Origin of the sequence: Microbacterium sp. zg-B185 (assembly GCF_030246885.1) — a bacterium.
In the GTDB taxonomy this organism is placed as follows: domain Bacteria; phylum Actinomycetota; class Actinomycetes; order Actinomycetales; family Microbacteriaceae; genus Microbacterium.
This window is the reverse complement of sequence record NZ_CP126739.1, coordinates 3,374,878-3,392,439: the sequence shown is the minus strand read 5'-3', so window position 1 is coordinate 3,392,439 and position 17,562 is coordinate 3,374,878. Positions and strand designations below refer to the sequence as shown.

Below are 17,562 nucleotides of genomic sequence, written 5' to 3'. Positions count from 1 at the left end.
CGCGTCCGAGGGAGAGACGAATGAGAACAGTCGCGGTCACCAAGATCGGCAGTCTGCGGGACCCTGATGAAGACGTCCGCGGCCGGATCGGGGTCGTCGATTTCCCGGAGCAGCCGCTGGGCGCGGAGGATGTCCGCATCCGGGTCGCGTACTCCGCGATCTGCGGATCCGATCCGCACCTGGCGGAGGGGTTCTTCGGCACCGACGTCCCGATCGGCCTGGGCCACGAGCTGTCCGGAGTGGTCGAGGCCCTCGGTGACCGTGCGCACCGCACCGGGCTGCAGGTCGGCGACCGCGTCGCCGGGAACTTCCTGCGCTTCTGCGGCACGTGCACGCCCTGCCGCGCGGGCACGCAGCAGTTCTGCGAGCACATCCAGGAGTACAACCGGCCCGGGATGGCCGAGACGGTGACCTGGCACGAGTCCCAGGTGTACAAGCTCCCGGACTCGGTCTCGCTCCTGCACGGCTGCCTGCTGGAGCCCATCTCGGTGGCGGTGCGCATCGCGGACAAGACGCACATCAAGGTCGGCGACCGCGTCGCGATCTGCGGTGGCGGCCCCATCGGCCAGCTCGCGCTGCAGGTCATGAAGCGCAACGGAGCGACCTCGCTCACCCTCATCGAGCCGATCGCCGAACGGCGCGAGATGGCACTGCGCCACGGCGCGGATGCCGTCATCGACCCGATCGCGGAGGACCAGTACCAGCGGTCCGAGGAGATCACGCGGGGCGCCGGCTTCGACGTCGTCATCGACGCCTCCGGGGCGGCTCGTGCGGTGCGCGGGCTTCTGGACATCGCTGCGAAGGGCGCCACGGTCATCTACGGCGCGATGTATCCGCATGACTTCGAGATGCCGTTGAACCTCTCCGACTACCTGTACCTGAAGGAGCTCACCCTCACCGGCGTGTTCGTCTCTCCCTACGCCTTCCCGCGTGCGCTGCAGATGCTGCCCTACCTGGAGCTGGACGATCTGACGCAGTCGGTCTTCGACCTCGAGGATGCGGCCGAGGCGTTCGCCACGCACATCAGCGGCGCGTACCCGAAGGTGCTGATCCGCTGCAACGACATCGATGACACCGGGAGGGCATCGTGACGCTCACCGGAGGCGAGTCGGTGCTGACCGCGACCCCCGCCCTGGAGGCGGTGGACATCGTGAAGAGCTTCGATGGCGTGCACGCCTTGAAGGGCGTGCGGTTGTCCGTGCGGCCTGGCGAGATCCACGCGCTGCTGGGCGAGAACGGCGCCGGAAAGTCCACGCTCATCAAGGTCGTCACGGGCCTGTACGCGCCGGACTCGGGACGGATCCGCCGCAACGGCGAGGACGTCGAGTTCGCCAACGTGCGGGCAGCTCACAAGGCCGGGATCGTGGCGCTCTACCAGGAGCTGTCGATCGTGCCGACGACCTCGGTCGCCGAGAACGTGCTGCTCGGCGAGCAGCTGCCCAGCCGGGCCGGCATCGTCAACGGCCGCGCCCTCCGTCGCCGGGCCCGGGAGCAGCTCGAGCGGCTGAACCAGAAGATCTCCATGCGCAAGCTGGCCGGCGACCTCTCGCCGGTGCAGCAGACGATGGTCGCCGTCGCGCGGGCCCTGGCCACCGACGCGCGGGTGCTCATCCTCGACGAGCCGACGGCATCCCTCACCGACACCGAGATCCGCGAGGTGTTCGCCGTCCTGCGCTCCCTCCGGGACGAGGGCGTCGCGGTCGTGTACGTCTCCCACCGGCTCGAGGAGGTCTTCGAACTGTGCGACCGCCTCACGATCATGCGCAACGGCGAGACGATCGTCACGGAGGACGTGGCCGACACGACGATCAACGAGGTCATCTCGACCATGGTCGGCCGCAACGCCGACTCGCTCTACCCCGAGCGGGGCACGACCTCGACGGAGGTGTCCCTGGTCGTGAAGGATCTGCAGGGGCGCCGTGTCACAGACGTGTCGTTCACGGCCCACGTGGGCGAGGTGGTCGGCATCGGCGGTCTCGCCGGGTCGGGTCGCAGTGAGCTGCTGCGGATCCTCGCCGGCGCGCAACGGTCCGCCTCCGGGACGATCACCGTGGCGGGCGCGGAAGTCCCGCGGCACTCCGGGGTCGGCAGGGTGCTGGCCGCCGGGATGGCGCTGGTGCCCGAGGAGCGCCGCAGCCAGGGCGTCCTGCTCGGCGCGTCCATCCAGGACAACATCGCGCTGGCCAACATCGGGGCGGTGAGCCGCGGCGGCATGGTCTCGCGCAAGCGCATCGCGGAGATCGCCGGCCGTGGCATGGCCGACCTGCAGATCAAGGCGCGCAGCCCCCGTCAGACGGTCGGCGAGCTGTCCGGCGGCAACCAGCAGAAGGTCGTCCTGGCCAAGATGCTCGCCCGCCGCCCCCGAGTCCTGCTGATGGACGAGCCCACGCGGGGCATCGACGTCGGCACGAAGGCGGAGATCTACCGCCTCATCCGCGAGCTCGCCGCGACCGGCACCACCGTCATCGCGGTCAGCTCCGAACTGCCCGAGCTGATCGGCATGTGCGATCGCATCCTGATCATGCACGAAGGCTCGATCTCCGGGGACGTGCCCGCAGAGGGCGCCGATGACGAGCTCCTCCTCTCCTACGCCTACGGAAGGTCCACCTCATGACGATTCAGAAGGAGCCGACCCGGACCGGGGCCATGATGGCCCAGCAGTCCCGGACCGCCGGCCGTGTGCTCGTGCAGAGCGGCACGATCGTGGCACTGATCCTGCTCATCCTCTTCTTCTTCGCGATGCGCCCGGACACCTTTTTGTCGTTCGTGAACATCCGCAACATCCTGTACCAGATCTCGATCCTCGCGATCATCGCGGGGGCGCAGACGATCGTCATGGTCGTCGGCGACTTCGATCTGTCCGTCGGTGCGACCTCCAGCCTCGCCGGTGCGGTCACGGCCGCGCTCCTGCTCGGGGAGAATCCCATGGGGGTCGCCATCCTGGCGGGCCTCGCGGTGGGGCTCTTGGTCGGGCTGGTCAACGGCGTGCTGATCGCCTATCTGCGCCTCTCGGCGTTCATCGCGACGCTCGCGACGATGACCTCCGTGATCGGCCTGGCATACATCGTCACCGGCGGCACGACGGTGTTCGGGCTCCCACCCGAGTTCAACGAGCTCGGCCAGGGGCGGTTCCTGAATGTGCCGCTGCCGGTGTACTTCGCGGTCGCGATCTCGGTGCTCATCTGGGCACTCCTGCGGTTCACCACGCTCGGACGACGCCTGCACGCGATCGGCGGCAACGAGGAGGTCGCGCGACTGTCCGGCGTGAACGTGCGCTGGGCGCGGATGCTCGCCTTCACCATGGCCGGCTTCATCTCCGCGATCGGCGGCATCCTGCTGACCGCGCGGCTCGGCAGTGCCGCGGCCGAGCAGGGCGGTGACAACACCCTGTTCTCGGTGGCGGCGGTCTTCCTCGGTATGACCGTCATCCGATCCGGTGCGGCCAACCTCGGCGGCACCATCGTCGGTGTCGCGATCATCGGCGTCATGAGCAACGGCTTGAACATCCTCGGCGTCAACGCCTACATCCAGCAGGTGGTGACCGGGCTCATCATCATCGCGGCGGTCGTCCTGTCCGGACTCAAGACGCGGGAGAGATAGCGCCACGATCCGGCTGAACGCCACGCGGACACCCGTTCCGCGTGGGCACCAAGAAGCACATCAGCGCAGTGACACGAAGGAGTAGCAACATGCGTACCAGATTCAAGATCGCCGCGGCGGTCGCCGTCGCGACCGCTCTCGCACTGACGGGATGTTCCAGTTCGGGTTCCGGCGGCGGCGACGGTGCCGGCGCGGGCGCCAGCGACGAGCCGTTCAAGGTCATCGCGTTCACCTCCGGCAACCAGACGCCGGTCGGTGCGTGGTGGGTCAAGGCCGTCACCGCGCAGGCCGAGGAGCTCGGCTGGGATCTCACGATGATCCAGGGCGACTTCGACTTCCAGAAGATGAACCCCGCGGTGGAGAGCGCGATCGGCCAGGGCGCCGACGTGATCCTCGACGGCTACACCGATGTCTCATCGATCGGCTCGATCGTCACGGCGGCGAAGGACGCGGAGATCCCGATCTTCTCGATGGACGCCGGGACGGAGGCGACCGATGCGTTCGCCACCAACATCACCACCAACCAGCAGCAGATCGTCGACAAGACGGTGGAGGCGATCGACGAGTCGATCGGCGGGCTGGAGGGAAAGACCGTCATGGTCATCGGGCACGACCCGCACGCCGGCATCCGGCTCCGCTCGGCGCTCGCCGTCGAGGCATTCGAAGACGCCGGCGCGACCGTCGTCAGCGGCGAGCCGCAGCAGGTGACCAACCCGGCGACGGGCCGTACCGAGGCGCTCAACTTCGTCTCGGACTACCTCTCCGCCAACCCCGACGGGCTGGATGCCGTGTGGGCAGGATGGGACGACGCGGCGCTGGGCGCAGCGCAGGCCCTCTCCGAAGCGGGATCGACCGCACCGGTCACCGGTGTGGACGCTCTGGCCGAGACTCTCGCGTCGATCGAGGCGGGCGGCAACATGCTCGCCACGATCGAGCAGCCCTGGCCGGCCGTGCTGGACATGCTCATCGAGGATGTCCAGGCCTACCAGGAGGACGGCGAGCTGCCGGCCGAGAACTTCGTTGCCGTCGATGTGACGCTCGTGACGAAGGAGAACGCCGCGGACACCACTCCGTCGGACCAGCTGGGCTGAACCACCTCGTGGGGGCCGGGCGACCGGCCCCCACGTTCCCCCCGTCATCTCGCACCACGAAAGAGAACCCCATGCGTTTGGAAGGCAAAGTAGCCGTCATCACCGGCGGTGCCAGCGGAATCGGTCAGGCCACCGTGCTGAAGTTCGTCCGGGAGGGCGCCAAGGTCGTGATCGCCGACATGAATCTCGCGCAGGCCGAAGAGGTCGTGGCGCAGGTGGACGCGCTGGGATTCGAGGGCTCCGCCACGGCCGTGCGGACCGACGTCTCGGTGTACGCGGATGTCGCCGCGGCGGTGGCGCGCGCCGTCGAGGTGTACGGCCGCCTCGATGTGATCTTCAACAACGCCGGCATCGCCGGCGGCAAGCCCCTCCTGGACCACGACCCGGAGGTTGACTACGCCCCCATGATCCGCGTGGATCAGGACGGCGTGTACTACGGCATCCTCGCCGCAGGCCGCCAGTTCCGCGACCAGGGCAGCGGCGGGGTGATCATCAGCACCTCGTCGATCTACGGCGAGCAGGCCGCGGAGCTGTCCTTCACGTACAGCGCCGCGAAGGCCGCGGTGATCTCCTTCACCCGTTCCGCCGCGTACGAGCTGGCCGAGTACGGCGTCCGCGCGCTGGCGATCACACCCGGGCGGGTGGGCACCCCCATCATCAACCAGTTCAGCGAGGAGCTGCGCAGCACCTTCGCCGCCGAGCAGCTGCGCAACAAGATGACCGAGCCGGATGAGATCGCCAACGTGGTCGCGTTCCTCGCCTCGGATGAGTCGAACGTGATCAACGGCACTGTGGTGCACGTCGACGACGGGTACTCCGTCTTCAAGCAGCGACTCGACCTGCCCACCTTCTAGGGACCGGAAAGCCGTGACCGGAGAATCCGTCTCGCGCACCGCGCTCGATGTCGCGTGCCACCTCAACGTCCTCGTCCCCGATGTCTCGGCAGGGACGCTGCCGGCCGCCCTGGATGCGATCGCGGCGGCAGGCTACGCGCGCGTCGTGCTGCCGCCGCTGGACGCGGCGGCGACCGACGCCGCCGCGCTGCGCGCCGCCTTCATCGACCACGGTCTGCGGCCGATCACCATCGCCGGGCAGGCGCCGGGTGCCGACGTGTCCTCCGCGGATGCGGACGAGCGTGCTGCCGGCGCCGCCGCCCTGCGCTCGAGCGTGGACCTCACGGTCGCGCTCGGCTCGGACCAGATGAACGGCGTCCCGTACGGTCTGTTCGGCCATCCCTCGGGCCCCACGTCCCGGGCGGCGTTCGAGCGAGCTGCGCACGAAGTCGGCACGGTCGCGGACTATGCGCACGAGCGCGGCGTCACGATGACCTTCGAAGTGCTCAACCGGTACGAGACCTCGGCGATCAACACCGCCGCTCAGGCGATGGCGTTCGTCGCGGCCAGCGGCTCGGCGCACCTGCGTATCCATCTGGACACCTTCCACATGGCCGTCGAAGAATCCGACATGGCCGCGGCCCTGCTGCAGGCCCTGCCCGCACTGTCGTACCTCGAGCTCGGACAGTCCGGTCGCGGCGCGCTCGGGGAGGGCTCGGTCGATGTGGAGAACGTCATCCGCACCGCCCTGGATGCCGGATACACCGGCCGCTGGGGGGTCGAGGCCTTCTCCCGCTCCGGGCTGTCGGAGGGAGCCGCCGACATGCTGGCGATCTGGCGCTCCCCGTTCGACCGGGGCGCCGAACTGGCGAGCGATGCGATGGCCCTGATCGAGCGGTCCGCGAGGCGACGCCCACCAGAGCCGGACCGCCGCGCGGCCGCCGCTCGAACCGAAGACGACCTGGCACTACGGAGGAACGAATGACGATCACGACCCAATCCGACAACCGGCTTTTCGTCGGCGGCGAATGGCGGCCGGCCCGCTCGACGGCGCGGATCGAGGTGGAGGACCCGTACGCGCGCACCACGGTGGGAGTCGCGGCGGACGGCAGCGTCGAGGACGTCGACGCCGCCGTGCGCGCCGCCCGCGCGGCATTCGACCACGGCCCCTGGCCGCGGATGTCCCCCGATGAACGCGCCACCTACCTGGAGCGTCTCGCCGACGAGCTGGAACGCCGTGGCGAGAGCACCGCGAGCCTGGTCACCGGCGAGATCGGGCAGCCGGTGGGCTTCTCCCGCGTCGTGAACATCGCCCTGCCCGCGCGGCATCTGCGGTACTTCGCCGACATGATCCGCGGCTTCGCGTTCGAGGAGCAGCGCGCCAACGCCGGCGGGCCGGGCACCTCGGTGGTCCGCTTGGAGCCGGTGGGGGTCGCGGGGCTGATCACCCCGTGGAACTACCCTCAGTCCATCCTCACCGCCAAGCTCGCCCCCGCGCTCGCCGTCGGCTGCACCGTGGTGATCAAGCCGGCGGCCGAGACGCCCTTGGACGCACTCGCCCTGGCCGCGGCGGTCGAGGCCGTCGGGTTCCCGCCCGGCGTGGTCAACGTCGTCACCGGCGGTCGCGAGACCGGCGACGCCCTGGTCAAGCATCCCGGGGTCGACAAGATCGCCTTCACCGGCTCCACCGCAGCCGGTCGCATCATCGCGCGCAACTGCGGCGAGCGTCTCATCCCGGTCACCCTGGAACTCGGCGGCAAGTCCGCCGCGATCATCGCCGAGGATGCCGATATCGACGTGGCACTGGCCGGCCTGCGCTCGGGCTCGTTCATGAACTCGGGTCAGACCTGCTTCCTCCTCTCGCGGGTGCTGGTCCCGCGCACCCGCACGGACGAGGTCGTGGAGGGCTTGGTCGAGCTGGCCCGCTCCTTCCGTCTCGGCGACCCCCGCGACCCGGCAACCGACATGGGCCCGCTCGTGTCCGAGCGGATCCGCGGGCGGGTGCGCACCATGGTGGAGGATGCCCGTGGCGAGGGTGCACAGATCCTCACCGGCGGGCGGGACCTGCCGGGTGAGGCCGGCTACTTCTACGAGCCCACGATCATCGCGGGGGCAGCCGCCGACTCCCAGATCGCCCGCGAGGAGATCTTCGGCCCCGTCGTGACGGTCTTCGAATACGACGGCATCGACGAGGCGATCGCACTTGCGAACGACTCGCGTTACGGGCTCGGCGGGGCGGTCTTCTCGGCCGACACGGCGGCCGCGCTGGAGATCGCGCGCGCCGTGCAGACCGGCACGATCGGCGTGAACGGATACGCACCGGATCTGGCGACGCCGTTCGGCGGATACAAGGAGTCCGGTCTCGGTCGCGAACAGGGCACCGAGGTTCTGTACAACTACCTGAACACCAAGGCCATCAACACGAGCATCGGACAGTCAGCATGAGAGCAGCAGTCGTCAATGCCTTCGGCGGTGGGTTCGACATCGAGGACATCGATATCGCCGAGTCCATCGGCCGCGAGGTTCTCGTGGACGTCAAGGCGTCGGGCCTGTGTCACTCGGATCTGCACTTCGCCGTGAACGACTTCGGGATGGCGCCCCCCATGGTGCTGGGCCACGAGGTCTCCGGGATCGTCGCGGCGGTCGGACCGGAGGTCACCGAGTTCACCGTCGGCGACCATGTGGTCGGCTCGCTCGTCCAGTTCTGCGGCGCGTGCCTGGAGTGCCTGAGCGGACGCACGGTCAGCTGCCTCCGCCCCGAGGCCACGCTGCGGGCCGACGGAGCAGCGCCGCGGCTGAGCCGCCGCGGCGAGCCGATCCTGGCGGCGATGGGCACGGCCGGCTTCGCCGAGCAGGCGCTGATCCACGAGAACCAGCTCGTGCGCATCGATCCGGCCGTCCCGTTCCCCGAGGCCTCCGTGCTCGGATGCGGCACGATCACCGGTGCCGGTGCCGTGCTGAACGCCGCGGGCGTGCGCGCGGGCGAGACCGTCGCGGTCATCGGCCTGGGCGGGGTGGGGCTGAACGTGGTCAGCGGGGCCCGCCTGGTGGGCGCGGCACGGATCATCGGCATCGACCTGAACGACGAGAAGCTCGAACTTGCGCGCGCCTTCGGCGCGACCGACGGGATCAACGCCGGCGAAGGCGACGTGGTCGCGCGCGTGCGCGAACTGACCGGGGGAGGTGTCGACCACGCGTTCGAGGTGATCGGCCGCAAGGAGACCGCCGAGCAGGCGATCGCCATGCTCCGCGTCGGCGGCACCGCGAGCCTGATCGGCATCCACGGAGCCGGGGGAAAGATCGAGTTCGACGCGAACGGGCTGCTGCGCGAGCAGAAGAAGGTGAACGGGGTCTACATGGGATCCTCGAACATCAAGCGCGACATCCCGTTCTACGCGTCGCTGTTCCTGCAGGGCAGGCTCAACCTGTCCGACCTCATCGCATCCGAGATCGCCATCGACGAGATCAACGAGGCGTATGACGCGCTCGGCTCCGGCAAGACCGCACGGACGGTGATCACCCGGTTCTGAGCCGCTTCCTCGCCCGCCGCCGCGCGCCCGCGTCGGTCTCGATATTCAATCGATTCTTGACGCCCGTCATGGATACCTTGACAGTGGGCGTCGGATGGCGCACGATGGCACGGTCAACACGATGCGGTGCGGACACGACTTCGCACCGGGGAACGCCTTCGTCACCCGTGTGCACCGCTTCCTTGACGCCCAGCCAGGTTTGAGAGAGAGGCCCCGTCAATGAAGAAGAGTCTTGCCACGCTCGGTGTGCTCGCCGTCGCAGCGCTCGCGCTGAGTGGCTGCACCGATTCCGGTGCCGCGCCCGCCGGCACACCCACGGGGGGCGCCGACGAGACGCCGGGCGAAACCCGCAGCGTCCGGGTCGCGGCGCTGCCCATCGCCGAGACCGGGGCGTTGTGGGCCGCGATCGACGAGGGCATCTTCGCGGAGCACGGCCTCGAGGTCGAGGTGGTCCCCGCACAGGGCGGGGCGAACGCCATCCCCGCTCTCCTGAGCGGCGACATCCAGTTCGCGATCGGCCAGCCCTTCGGTCCGATCCGGGCAGACCAGCAGGATCTCGGCGTCGTCATCGTCGGCAACTACGCCAACAGCAACGCAGAGGGTGACGACGTGAACGCGGTCGTCGCGCTCGGCGACTCCGGCATCACGAGGCCCGCTGACCTCGCAGGCAAGAAGGTCTCGGTCAACACGATCGGCGCCGCCGGAGACCTCACGATCCGCAAGGCCGTGCAGGACGACGGCGGCGACCCCTCGTCGATCGAGTTCGTCGAGGTCGTCTTCCCGGACGTGCCGGCTCAGCTCGAGGCGGGCACCATGGACGCCGCGTGGGCGCCCGACCCGTTCCGCGCCAGCGTGCTGGGCGCCGGCGGCGTGTCGGTCGTGCAGCCGTACCAGGCGACGATCCCGGGACTCACCGTGCTGACGAGCATCACTACGCAGGCGATCCTCGATGAAGACCCCGAGCTGGTCGCGGCGTACTCAGAGGCGATGGCAGAGGCGCTCGATTGGGCCTCGAGCAACGAAGAAGCCGTACGCGCGGCGATAGCGACGAACCTCGAGATCCCCGAGGAGGCGGCGGCCGGCATCACACTGCCGACCTTCACGTGGGACCTGTCGGATGCCGGCATCGAAGAACTGGGCGCTCTGGCCGTCGAGTTCGCCTACATCGAGGCCGAACCCGACTACGAATCGATGATCCAGCAGCAGTAACGCACAGCGAGGAGGGCCGGATGCCGCGACCGGCGGCATCCGGCCCTCTCCTCGCCCTCGGGAAGAGAGCCATGCACACCGACGGTACGACGGGGGCGCCCGTGCAGACGCAGACCGTTCAGGATGCGCGGCGGTTCCGCCGCGGCCGCCGCACCCGATCCGCGCGGAAGATCGCACTGGGCACCGCCGGCATCGTCGGGTTCCTCGTGACGTGGCAGCTGCTGCCCTCGCTGGGCATCGTCGACCCGCGCTACTTCCCGACCGCGACCGAGACGCTCGCGCAGCTCGGCCAGGACGTGCGCGATCTGGAGTTCTGGCGAAACGTCGGCCGCACGCTCACGAAGTGGGGCATCGGTCTGCTCATGGCCACGGTGCTCGCCGTGGTGCTCGGCACGATCATCGGGCTCGTGCCGTTCCTGCGCCGGGCGACCCACACGACTGTGGAATTCCTCCGGCCGATCCCGTCGGTGGCGCTCATCCCGCTCGCGGTGCTTCTGTTCGGCTACCAGATCCAGTCGGCGCTGCTGATCATCGTCTACGCGAGCTTCTGGCAGGTGTTCATCCAGGTGCTGTACGGCGTCGCGGACGTGGATGCCGTCGCGCGCGACACGGCCCGCAGCTTCGGGTTGTCGCGAGGGTCGCGGATCGTCAATCTCGTCTTCCCCACAGCGCTCCCGTATCTCATGACCGGCGTGCGACTGGCCGCTGCCGTGGCGCTGATCCTCGCGATCACGGCGGAGATGTTCATCGGAAACCCCGGGCTCGGGCGTGAGATCGTGTTCGCGCAGTCCGCGGGCAATTGGCCGGCGGTGTACGCACTGGTCATCGTCACCGGGCTGCTCGGCCTTCTCATCAACCTCGTCTTCCGCGCGATCGAGCGCAGGACGCTCTCATGGCATCAGTCGGTACGAGGGGAGGACGTGCTGTGACCCTCTACACGAGCACGGTCGTCACGCCCCGACGCCCCTCACGAGTGTGGGCGAAGATCGGCGAGAGCACCATCTATGCGATCGGCCTGCCCGTCGCCCTCGTGGTGATCTGGGGCATCTGGGCCACGATCGCCCCCGCGAAATTCTTCCCGTCTCCTGCCGAGCTCATCGCGGCGTTCGTCGACACCTGGATCGGCCCGGCGTTCGTCACCGACGTGCTGCCGAGCCTGGCGCGTCTGGGGATCGGCATCGTCTTGTCGATCGCGGTCGGCATCGCAGCCGGCACGCTGATCGGTCTGAACCGCTGGCTGCGCGACCTGCTCGAGCCGATGCTGGAGTTCTTCCGCGCGGTTCCGCCGCCGGTGCTGCTTCCGATCGCGGTCGTGCTGATGGGCCCGACCGATGCCATGAAAGTCGTGGTGATCGTCCTCGGGTCGGTGTGGCCGATCCTGCTGAACACGATCGAGGGCGTGCGCTCGACGGACTCGGTCATGACCGAGACGGCACGATCGTTCGCGGTGACTTCGTCCGAGCGCCTCCGCTATCTGGTACTTCCCGCGGCCAGCCCGCGGATCATGGCGGGGGTGCGGCAGTCGCTGTCGATCGCCCTCATCCTCATGGTCATCTCCGAGCTCGGCTACGCGTCGTCTGGTCTCGGATTCCAGATCGTCTACTTCCAGCGCAACTACCTCATCGCCGAGATGTGGAGCGGCATCCTGCTGCTCGGGCTCATCGGAGTGCTTCTCGCGACGATCTTCGGATTCGTCGAGCGCCGCGTGCTGCGCTGGTACCACGGAATCAAGGAGGTGGAGCGTGCCTGACACGCTGTTGAACGTCCAGAACCTGCGCAAGGTCTACGAGTCCTCGACGGGAAACGTCGAGGCGATCGGAGACATCAGCTTCCGCATGGCCGCCGGTGAGCTGGTGTGCATCGTCGGTCCGTCCGGGTGCGGCAAGACGACGCTTCTGAAGTGCATCGCCGGGCTGCTCAAGCCGACCTCGGGCATCGTCCAGCTCGACGGCAAGACGGTGACGACCCCGCCCGACAAGATGGCGCTTGTTTTCCAGGAGTACGGGCGCAGCCTGTATCCGTGGCTGACAGTGAGCGGCAACGTCGAGCTGCCGCTCAAGCACAAGAAACTCTCGCGTGCAGACCGGGATCGCCTCATCGACGACGCTCTCACCGCCGTCGGGCTCGACCACGCCGCCAAGAGCTACCCCTGGCAGCTGTCGGGCGGGATGCAGCAGCGCGTCGCCATCGCGCGCGCGGTGGCGTACCAGCCCGAGGTGCTGATCATGGACGAGCCGTTCGCTGCTGTGGACGCCCAGACGCGCGCAGATCTGGAGGACCTCGTGCGGACGCTTCACCGCGAGCGAGGGATGTCCATCCTGTTCGTCACGCATGACATCGACGAATCGGTGTACCTGGGGGAGCGGGTGGTGGTCCTGTCCAAATCGCCGACCTGGGTGCAGGAGGATCTCGCCATCGACCTGGCTGCGGAGCGGGATCAGATCACCACCCGCGCGCTGCCGCGGTTCACCGAGCTGCGCACCCACGTGTACGAGCAGATCCAGCGGGCGAAGCGCGGCGAGGCCGTGCGGCCGGCAGCGTGATCTTCGATCCGGATCCCGCCGAACGGGGACGCAGCCTGCGCAGCAGACAGCCCAAGCAACTGCTGCTGGCGTTCTTCGGCGAGTTCGTCGTCGACCAGGACGTTCCGCCGCTGCGCGCCAGCGCCCTGATCGACGTGCTGGAAGGCGCCGGGGTGGCGGCGCCGGCCACGCGGGCCACGCTCGATCGCATGGTTCGACGCGGGATGCTCGCCCGCGAGCGGCGCGGGCGGGAGATCGCGTTCTCCCTGACCGGAGACGGAAGCGCCGTGCTGCGCGAGGCGGTGCAGCGCGTGCGCGGACCGTCCCCCTTCGCCCCGCAGGGAGAGGGCTGGACGCTGGTCACCTTCAGCGTCCCGGAGAACCAGCGCACGCTCCGGCACCGGCTGCGCTCTGCACTGACCTGGGAGGGGTTCGCCCCCCTGCGGGACGGACTGTGGGTCGCCCCGGGGGAGGTCGATCTCGGGGCGGCGCTCGCGCCGCTGCGCGCGGACCTTCCGGGCGGCGCGGTGGCCGGGTTCCACGCACGCGAGCTCGAGGGATTCCCGATCGCCGACAGCGTGCGGGACGCCTGGGATCTGGACAGCATCAGCACCGCGCACACCGCGTTCATCGAGGCCTGGTCGGCGCCGTCCGCCGATGCCGATGCCGATGCCGATGCGGGTGGGGCACTGGCCGCGCGGACCATGCTGGTGGCCGATTGGCTGGCGCTGCTGCGCGCGGACCCTCGCCTTCCCCGCGACTTCCTCGGTCCGCAGTGGCCGTCAGACCGGTCCTACGAGGTCTTCTGGTCGTGGCGCGCACGACTGGACCCGGCATCCGACGCGCAATTCACCGCGATCGCCGCCACGTCCGAGATCAGCCCCCGAAGCGTGCCCGGAGATCGGCCTTCCGCACCTTCCCGGACGCGGTCCGCGGGAGCTCGTCCGTGACGATGACCCTCTTGGGGATCTTGTAGCGAGCGAGCTTTCCGTCCAGGTGAGCACGCACATCGTGCACCGAGACCGCCGCTCCGCCGCGCACCGTGAGGACAGCCAGCGGCACCTCGCCCCACGCGTCGTCGGACACGCCGATGACGGCGACCCCGGTGACTCCGTCGATGTCGTTGATCAGGTTCTCGATCTCGGCGGGGTAGATGTTCTCGCCGCCGGAGATGATCATGTCCTTCAGCCGGTCCGCGATGAACAGGTAGCCATCCGGGTCCAGATACCCCATGTCGCCGGAGCGGAACCACCCGTCCGGCGAGAACGCCGCGGCGGTCTCAGCGGGAAGGTTGAGGTAGCCGGCGAACACATTGGGGCCGGTCACCTCGATCTCGCCCACGGTGCCGCGCGGCACCATCGCTCCGTTGCCGTCGACGATCCGGACATCCGTGAAGAAATGCGGAAGACCGACGCTGCCCTGCTTGGACCTCGTCTTGTCCGGCGCCAGCGAGGTCGCGCCCGGGGATGTCTCGGTCATGCCGTAGCCCTGCGAGAACGACAGGCCGCGCTGTTCGTAGGCGTTCAGGATGCGCGTGGGCACGGCCGACCCCCCGCAGGTGAGCTTCTGCAGTGTGCTCAGATCCGTCTCCCCCCAGCGAGGATGATCGGCAAGCAGCTGGAAGGTCGTCGGCACGCCGCTCAGCATCGTCACCCCATGGTGCTCGATCAGCTCCAGCGCCCGGCCGGCCTCGAACCCCTTCTCCAGCACCATGGTGGCGCCCTTGAGGATCACCGGCAGCGCGCCCATCCCCAAGGATGCCGCGTGGAAGAGCGGCGAGATCATCAGTGCGACGTCGGTGGAGACGATGTCGTAGTCGACGAGACAGTTCAGCGCGACCGAGGTCAGGTTCTGGTGCGTCAGCACGGCGCCCTTCGCCTTGCCGGTCGTTCCCGAGGTGTACAGGATCGCAGCCGGGTCATCCAGCGCCACGTCGGCATCGACGTGGCCGCCCGGCGTAGCGGCCAGCAGGTCGTTCAGCCCGCCGTCGCCGGTCACGATGACGTGGGGGATCCCCGCCGTCGCGACGCCGTCGGCGACGCGGCCGGCGAACTCCGGACCGTGGATCAGTACACGTGCGCCGGAGTCGGTGAGCACATGGGCGATCTCGGGCGGCGCGAGCCTGGTGTTGACGGGGACGAACACGGCTCCGAGCTGAGCGGTCCCGAACAGCACCTGGACGAACTCCGGGCTGTTCTCGCCGATGAACGCGACCCGATCGCCCTTGCGCACCCCGCGGTGCCACAGCAGTGCCGAGACGCGGTCGGTGCCGTCGGCGAGCTGCCGGTAGCTGACCGACTCGCCCTCCCCGTGGATCAGCGCGGGTTTGTCGGGCGTCTTGAGGCGTCGCTTGGCCATCCAGGCGCCCAGTCCTTGATTGTGCATCGGGTGTCTCTTCGTCGAGTCGGAACGGTGGGCGTCGGCGCGATGCCGGGGCCGGCTACCCGTAGAAGCGGTAGAGGCCGCGGGCCACGACGGCCGGCTTGGCGGCGCCATCGATCTCGATGGTCTGATCGACGGTCAGCTGGTAGCCGCCGGCGATCTCGGTGACCTCGGCGATGACCGCGCCCATGCGCACGCGCGCACCCACCGGGACGGGAGAGACGAAGCGCACCTTGTCCAGTCCGTAGTTGACCTTCGTCGTCACGCCGTCCACATCCAGCAGCTCGGTCCAGAAGGTGACCGCGAGGGAGAGGGTCAGGAAGCCGTGCGCGATGGGCGCGCCGAACGGCCCGCTCTTCGCGCGTTCCGGGTCGACGTGGATCCACTGGTGGTCGCCGGTGGCATCGGCGAACGTGTTCACGCGCTCCTGGGTCATCTCCAGCCAGTCGGTGAAACCGAGATCGGTGCCGGCGAGGCCGGCGACATCGGCGTATGCGATGGAGGTGGTCATGGGTGCTCCTTGGTCGGGCGTTTCGTCTCGCTGTGCAGGCCCAGCAGTCGTGCGGCGTTGTCGCGCATGATCCCGGGCATCACTTCGGGCTTCAGTGCGGTCTTTCCGGCGTCGCCGATCCAGCGATCCGGAGTCAGCATAGGGAAGTCGGATCCGAACAGCACGCGGCTCTTGAGGAACGAGTTGGCGGCGCGCACCAGCGACTCCGGGAAGTACTTGGGGCTCCACCCGGACAGGTCGATCCACGTGTTGTGCTTGTGCGTTGCCACCGAGATGGCCTCGTCCTGCCACGGCACCGACGGATGGGCCATGATGATCTGCAGCTCGGGGAAATCCGCCGCGATCGGGTCCAGCAGGATGGGGTTGGACAGTCCCAGCTTCAACCCGTACCCGCCCGGCATGCCCGCGCCGATCCCGGTCTGGCCGGTGTGGAACAACGCCACCGCTCCGAGCTCCTGGATGGCCGCATACAGCGGGTAATGCTGCTCGTCGCTCGGGTCGAAGCCCTGCACGGTCGGGTGGAATTTGAAGCCCCGAACCCCGTTCTCCTCCACCAGGCGCCGTGCCGCGGCGACCGCGGCGGCTCCCTGGAGCGGATCGACGGAGCCGAACGGGATCAGCACGTCGTTGTTGCGCGCGGCCCCCTCCGCGATATCGGTGCTCGAGATCGGCGAGTGCCCGAGACGGGTCGTCGCATCGACGGTGAAGACGACCGCGGCCATCTTCCGGTCGCGGTAATACGCCGCGACGCTGTCCAGGTCCGGCCGGGGGCCGTCGGTGCTGAAGTACTTCGACGCGGCTTCCACCAGCGCAGGCGGCAGCGACGCGTGACCGTGCGCACCGATCTCGATGTGCACATGGACGTCGATCGCGGTCAGCGCGTCGACGTCGATCGCAGGCTCGTAGCGCGTCATGACGCCCCCCTACGCCGGGGGGCGCTGCAGGTCGGCGGGCAGCGGCGGGAACTGTTCGCCGACCGTTTCCAGTGCCCCGCCGAGTTCCCCGGCGAAGGACTCCTGGAGCGCGTCATAGGTCCAGCCGCCGTCCCGGTATGCCGTGACGACCGGCTCCGGGTGCGACCACAGCTGGAGCCGGTCGCCGCCGACGCCGATGGCCTGGCCGGTGACGTCGGCCGCGGCATCCGATGCGAGATAGGCGATGAGGCCTGCGACGTCGTCGGACGTTCCGAAGCCCAGGTCGTGACGGAAGAACGCGGGCATCGCCTCGCCCTTGGCGTCGGCTTCGACGGCCGCGGCGAAGTAGGGCACCGTGGCGGTCATCGCGGTGGCGGCTACCGGGATGACCGCGTTCGCGGTGATGCCGGCACGCTTGAGCTCGAGCGCCCAGGTGCGCACCATCCCGACGATGCCGGCCTTGGCGGCCGCGTAGTTGGTCTGGCCGAAGTTGCCGCGCTGGCCCGTAGGTGAGCCGATCGCGATGATGCGGCCGCGGATGCCGTTATCGCGCATGTACGTCACCGCTTCGCGCGTGCAGGTGAATGTGCCGCGGAGGTGCACGTTGATGACCGTGTCGAAGTCGTCGTCGCTCATCTTCCAGAGCACGGTATCGCGCAGCACGCCGGCGTTGGTGACGAGGATGTCGAGCCGACCGAAGCTCTCAACGGCGGCGGCCACCAGCTGCTGCGCGGTCTCGGTGGGTCCGACCGGGGCGATGACCGCGACGGCCTTGCCGCCGTCCGCGACGATGGCGGCGACAGCGGCATCGGCGGTGGCGGCATCCACATCGTTGATCACGACGGACGCGCCCTGCCGGGCGAGCTCCGCGGCGTAGGCGAAGCCGAGGCCCCGACCGGATCCGGTGACGATGGCGACCTTGCCCGCGAGGGGGGCGGCGTGCAGAGACATGCGAACTCCTTTGTGACTA

The 17,562-nt window shown here is 69.0% G+C and carries 17 protein-coding genes; 13 read left to right on the top strand and 4 right to left on the bottom strand.

What is annotated here, in order from left to right; all coding sequences use genetic code 11:
• The first annotated feature begins 20 nt into the window (after positions 1–20).
• The 13 genes from QNO12_RS16095 to QNO12_RS16035 all read left to right on the top strand — a co-directional run bounded on the left by QNO12_RS16095 (position 21) and on the right by QNO12_RS16035 (position 13,735).
• Entirely contained in the window at positions 21–1,091 is a 1,071-nt protein-coding gene (locus QNO12_RS16095) for a zinc-dependent alcohol dehydrogenase (RefSeq protein ID WP_257501122.1), read from the top strand.
• Positions 1,088–2,614: a sugar ABC transporter ATP-binding protein gene (locus QNO12_RS16090; RefSeq protein ID WP_257501123.1), complete on the top strand. Its 1,527-nt coding sequence runs from the start codon at positions 1,088–1,090 to the stop codon at positions 2,612–2,614. Before QNO12_RS16095 ends, QNO12_RS16090 begins: the two co-directional genes overlap by 4 nt.
• The gene (locus QNO12_RS16085; RefSeq protein WP_257501124.1) at positions 2,611–3,600 is read left to right on the top strand and encodes an ABC transporter permease; all 990 of its coding nucleotides are present in this window, start codon (positions 2,611–2,613) and stop codon (positions 3,598–3,600) included. The genes QNO12_RS16090 and QNO12_RS16085 overlap by 4 nt, the downstream gene beginning before the upstream one ends.
• A gap of 89 nt (positions 3,601–3,689) precedes the next feature.
• Positions 3,690–4,691, top strand: a complete 1,002-nt coding sequence (locus tag QNO12_RS16080) for a sugar ABC transporter substrate-binding protein (protein WP_257501125.1) — start codon at positions 3,690–3,692, stop codon at positions 4,689–4,691.
• Positions 4,692–4,762: 71 nt separating this feature from the next.
• A complete protein-coding gene (locus QNO12_RS16075) occupies positions 4,763–5,545 on the top strand; it encodes an SDR family NAD(P)-dependent oxidoreductase (RefSeq protein WP_257501126.1) in 783 nt (260 codons plus the stop codon).
• 13 nt (positions 5,546–5,558) lie between these two features.
• Complete coding sequence (locus QNO12_RS16070) at positions 5,559–6,509, top strand: sugar phosphate isomerase/epimerase family protein (protein WP_257501127.1); 951 nt, start codon at positions 5,559–5,561, stop codon at positions 6,507–6,509.
• Positions 6,506–7,969, top strand: coding sequence for an aldehyde dehydrogenase (locus tag QNO12_RS16065; RefSeq protein ID WP_257501128.1), 1,464 nt, complete (start codon positions 6,506–6,508; stop codon positions 7,967–7,969). Before QNO12_RS16070 ends, QNO12_RS16065 begins: the two co-directional genes overlap by 4 nt.
• Complete coding sequence (locus QNO12_RS16060; protein ID WP_257501129.1) at positions 7,966–9,054, top strand: zinc-binding dehydrogenase; 1,089 nt, start codon at positions 7,966–7,968, stop codon at positions 9,052–9,054. The genes QNO12_RS16065 and QNO12_RS16060 overlap by 4 nt, the downstream gene beginning before the upstream one ends.
• Before the next feature lie 219 nt (positions 9,055–9,273).
• Positions 9,274–10,263, top strand: a complete 990-nt coding sequence (locus tag QNO12_RS16055) for an ABC transporter substrate-binding protein (protein ID WP_257501130.1) — start codon at positions 9,274–9,276, stop codon at positions 10,261–10,263.
• A 71-nt stretch (positions 10,264–10,334) separates the two neighbouring features.
• Positions 10,335–11,192 (top strand): ABC transporter permease, encoded by an 858-nt coding sequence (locus tag QNO12_RS16050; protein WP_257501149.1) that lies wholly within the window; start codon positions 10,335–10,337, stop codon positions 11,190–11,192.
• Positions 11,189–12,013 carry an ABC transporter permease gene (locus QNO12_RS16045; RefSeq protein ID WP_257501150.1) on the top strand — a complete coding sequence of 275 codons (825 nt, stop codon included), beginning with the start codon at positions 11,189–11,191 and terminating at the stop codon, positions 12,011–12,013. Before QNO12_RS16050 ends, QNO12_RS16045 begins: the two co-directional genes overlap by 4 nt.
• Positions 12,006–12,806 (top strand): ABC transporter ATP-binding protein, encoded by an 801-nt coding sequence (locus QNO12_RS16040; protein ID WP_257501151.1) that lies wholly within the window; start codon positions 12,006–12,008, stop codon positions 12,804–12,806. Before QNO12_RS16045 ends, QNO12_RS16040 begins: the two co-directional genes overlap by 8 nt.
• Complete coding sequence (locus QNO12_RS16035) at positions 12,803–13,735, top strand: PaaX family transcriptional regulator (RefSeq protein WP_257501152.1); 933 nt, start codon at positions 12,803–12,805, stop codon at positions 13,733–13,735. The genes QNO12_RS16040 and QNO12_RS16035 overlap by 4 nt, the downstream gene beginning before the upstream one ends.
• Here the strand turns inward: QNO12_RS16035 and QNO12_RS16030 are convergent.
• From QNO12_RS16030 to QNO12_RS16015, 4 genes are read right to left on the bottom strand one after another with little or no spacing between them, the layout of a single operon-like run.
• On the bottom strand, positions 13,662–15,170 hold the full coding sequence (locus tag QNO12_RS16030; protein WP_257501153.1) for an acyl-CoA synthetase: 1,509 nt from the start codon (positions 15,168–15,170) through the stop codon (positions 13,662–13,664). The genes QNO12_RS16035 and QNO12_RS16030 overlap by 74 nt on opposite strands.
• A gap of 55 nt (positions 15,171–15,225) precedes the next feature.
• Positions 15,226–15,678: a MaoC family dehydratase gene (locus QNO12_RS16025; protein ID WP_257501154.1), complete on the bottom strand. Its 453-nt coding sequence runs from the start codon at positions 15,676–15,678 to the stop codon at positions 15,226–15,228.
• Positions 15,675–16,592: an amidohydrolase family protein gene (locus tag QNO12_RS16020; RefSeq protein ID WP_257501155.1), complete on the bottom strand. Its 918-nt coding sequence runs from the start codon at positions 16,590–16,592 to the stop codon at positions 15,675–15,677. The genes QNO12_RS16025 and QNO12_RS16020 overlap by 4 nt, the downstream gene beginning before the upstream one ends.
• Before the next feature lie 9 nt (positions 16,593–16,601).
• Positions 16,602–17,543 (bottom strand): SDR family NAD(P)-dependent oxidoreductase, encoded by a 942-nt coding sequence (locus QNO12_RS16015; RefSeq protein ID WP_257501156.1) that lies wholly within the window; start codon positions 17,541–17,543, stop codon positions 16,602–16,604.
• Between the last annotated feature and the right edge of the window lie 19 nt (positions 17,544–17,562).